This window comes from Chamaesiphon sp. OTE_8_metabat_110 (genome assembly GCF_031382685.1).
Classification (GTDB): Bacteria; Cyanobacteriota; Cyanobacteriia; order Cyanobacteriales; family Chamaesiphonaceae; genus Chamaesiphon.
Map to the genome: position 1 here is coordinate 1 of NZ_JANMZA010000521.1, position 3,186 is coordinate 3,186.

The window sequence follows — 3,186 nt, forward strand, 5'->3', positions numbered from 1 at the left end:
CTGTCAATTAATCGCAAGGCGGCGTTGCTGAATTGGGGTAAGAAGCATAGATTTTGCCCTCACCCCGCCAGATCCGGAGGATCTGGCGGGGTGAGGGCAAATCACACCTTAAATCAGCAACGCCTGCAAGGCGATTAAAGGTTCCCTACCCTATTCCCTATTCCCTATCTACCCTCTACCCTCTACCCTCTCATGGAAGCATTATTCGATCGACTCAAACATCCCAACCCTAATTTACGCGATCGGGCGATGTTAGAACTAGTCGAGACGCGGGATGAGACGACAATTCCCCGCCTGATTGGCATCCTCGATGAAGATGATACGACGTATCGCCGTGCAGCGGTCAAAACCCTCGGCGCGATCGGGATGGATACGATTCCCTTCTTAATAGACATTTTGGCGACTAGCGATAACGTAACCGTGCGCGGGAGTGCAGTAAAAGCGATCGCGCAGGTGATTGTCAATTATCCCCAAGAACCCTTGTCCTCAGCGGGATTGGAGTGTCTGAAGACAGCGATGAGCGATGATAATCCCGTTGTAAATATTGCGGCGGTGATGGCATTGGGCGAACTCGGAAGTCCGGCTTTTGAAATTATGGTAGAGGCTCTAGAGACGACGGATAATATCGCGCTGCAAGTAACATTGGTAAATACGTTAGCTTCGCTCGGCGATGTGCGCGCCGAACCGATCTTAGTCGCGGCGAGTCAGGATGCTACGCTCGATGAGTACGTGCGCGAATCGGCAACCAGTGCTTTGCCAAGAATGGAGCAGACGATTAAATACAAACAAATGAAGGCACAGCGAGATAAGTAGTCTCACATCTTGCATCAGCAACGATAAGCTGAAGCCCTAGTTCCCTGACAGTTGAAAAGTGTGTTCTGGGAGCTTCATCGCTATTCACTATCCACTGTCTTAATTCGCTGTCTTGTCGTTTTCTTATTCGGGGGTTCCCCCCGAATAAAAACGCCGCTTAACCGTCAGGGAACAAAGGCGTGCGCGAATCGCTATTCACTATCCACTATCCACTATCCACTATTCACTATCCACTATCCACTAAAATACTAATAACTTCGTTTTGATGCAAGATGTAAGTTTCGGTATGCAATCTTTACAGCAACTCCTCGAATTCGATCGTCAGCATGTTTGGCATCCCTACGCAGCCTTGCCAAACGATCTGCCAGTCTTTGCAGTAGAATCCGCGCGGGGTGTACGGATTCAATTGATGGATGGTCGATCGCTCATCGATGGGATCTCATCGTGGTGGACTTGCATTCATGGCTATAGTCACCCCCGCTTGACTCAAGCCGCTCATGCTCAAATCGATCGCATGTCTCATGTGATGTTTGGCGGGTTGACGCACCAGCCAGCGGTAGATTTGAGCAGGAAATTGATTGCCATGACTCCTGACGCACTCCAGCAGGTTTTTTTCTGTGATTCTGGCTCAGTCGCGGTCGAGGTGGCGATGAAAATGGCGGTACAATATTGGCACAATTGCGGTCTGCCGCAGAAGCAAGGGTTTCTGACGATTCGCAATGGCTATCATGGCGATACCTTTGCTGCCATGTCGGTGTGCGATCCGGAAAATGGGATGCACCATCTGTTTCGCCAGATTGTGACTCAGCAATACTTCGCCGAATCACCTCGGAGTGGCTTCGATCGGGACTGGCAACCGCAGGATATTGACAGTTTTGCCGCATTGCTTGCCGAACACCACGATCGCATCGCAGCGGCGATTTTCGAGCCAGTGGTGCAAAATGCTGGGGGGATGCGCTTTTATCATCCAGAATATGTGCGGGAAGCTAAGGCACTATGTGAAAAATATCAGGTCTTGCTGATTTTAGATGAAATCGCCACGGGTTTTGGTCGCACGGGCAAGATGTTTGCTTGCGAACATGCGGAGATTTGTCCAGACATTTTATGTGTAGGGAAGGCATTGTCGGGCGGATTTACATCTCTAGCGGCAACACTGACAACACGGGAGATTAGTGAAACGTTTGCTGCTGGCACCGCAGGCGTATTCATGCACGGGCCGACATTTATGGCAAATCCCTTGGCTTGTGCGGTAGCGCTAGAAAATTTAACCTTACTCGAAAGTTATGATTGGCAAGCCAAAATTCGCTCGATCGAGTCTCAGCTCAAAACAGAGTTGGAACCGTGTCGGAGTTTACCCGCCGTTAAGGATGTGCGGGTATTGGGTGCGATCGGTGTAGTAGAGTTGCATCATCCGGTGGATATGAAAGCGATCCAACCCCGGTTTGTGGAGGAGGGAGTTTGGCTACGTCCGTTTGGAAGACTGATCTACACGATGCCGCCGTACATCATTCAACCCTCAGAACTCACAGCAATTACCACCGCTATCTATAAAATTGTCGCTGAGATTTAGCACTCCTCAGATTATTGGCTATTCTAGCCCACCTGCATTGTCGATGCCGTACTCGAAGCGAAGGGCATCCAGGCGAGTATCCATCAGGGTTTCAGGATTGATGTAGGCATCTACTTTTTTCTTCACCGTGAAACCTTGGCGAATGCCTCGACAATAGAGCTGACAAACTAGGAGTGGATTGACGTATTTGCTGCCCCACGAGCGTCCTGTTAGCGATTGCCACAGCAATTCGATAAATACGCCGAAGCTTTGTACATAGTAGTACCAGGGACGCTTCCAGCTTAGGGCCGTAAGTAAAAATCCCAGCAATTGCAGTTCGGTGTCGAGATCGGTGCTGTAACCTGTAACTACATGCATCAAATCGTGGCGCAACAGATCTTGCCAGGGGATGTGAAATGGCCCGATCTGCATGTCTCGATCTTGGATGAAGTCGGGATTAGCAGCGTAGTAACGAGTTAAGCCTTCACGTAAGGTGAGTACTGGATCGGTCGAGCTAGAGAGATCGGTAGAGTAAGTGTCCATAGTATGCTCATAAAAGGTCAGTTGGAGGGAGTTGAGCCAGTAGAGTAACGAACGCTCGCTCGTCCTTAGCGATCGAAATAATGCGGCAATCGGACGCGCTCATTCTACCCGCGACTGCTGGGGGCAATCGCACACAGTAGCAAGTTCGTTGGCTGCTCGACCGAGTTCTAAATAGCGATGCAAATACTCGGTGATGATGCCATGCAAAAGTAACCGCCGCGCCGCACCAAAGGGGTTTTCTGGAGCCAAGGGGTTACGGTTGGCAATTACATGATTCCAGC

Annotated in this window: 4 protein-coding genes; 2 read left to right on the top strand and 2 right to left on the bottom strand. The window is 50.2% G+C overall.

Annotated elements, in window-relative coordinates:
• Positions 1-192 precede the first annotated feature (192 nt).
• Both RMO52_RS18870 and bioA read left to right on the top strand, forming a co-directional pair.
• Entirely contained in the window at positions 193-813 is a 621-nt protein-coding gene (locus tag RMO52_RS18870) for a HEAT repeat domain-containing protein (protein ID WP_310417328.1), read from the top strand.
• 286 nt (positions 814-1,099) lie between these two features.
• Entirely contained in the window at positions 1,100-2,383 is a 1,284-nt protein-coding gene (bioA, locus tag RMO52_RS18875; RefSeq protein WP_310417331.1) for an adenosylmethionine--8-amino-7-oxononanoate transaminase, read from the top strand.
• An 18-nt stretch (positions 2,384-2,401) separates the two neighbouring features.
• On the opposite strand, the gene RMO52_RS18880 is transcribed toward bioA, so the two are convergent.
• Positions 2,402-2,905, bottom strand: a complete 504-nt coding sequence (locus RMO52_RS18880) for a hypothetical protein (protein ID WP_310417334.1) — start codon at positions 2,903-2,905, stop codon at positions 2,402-2,404.
• 99 nt (positions 2,906-3,004) lie between these two features.
• Positions 3,005-3,186: DUF6999 family protein (locus RMO52_RS18885; protein ID WP_310417336.1), on the bottom strand; the 182-nt coding region annotated here is incomplete at its 5' end.

Excerpts from the sequence above, each read along its gene's own strand:
- RMO52_RS18870 (WP_310417328.1), top strand. The coding sequence starts at position 193 with ATGGAAGCATTATTCGATCGACTCAAACATCCCAACCCTAATTTACGC.
- bioA (WP_310417331.1), top strand. The coding sequence starts at position 1,100 with ATGCAATCTTTACAGCAACTCCTCGAATTCGATCGTCAGCATGTTTGG.
- RMO52_RS18880 (WP_310417334.1), bottom strand. The coding sequence starts at position 2,905 with ATGGACACTTACTCTACCGATCTCTCTAGCTCGACCGATCCAGTACTC.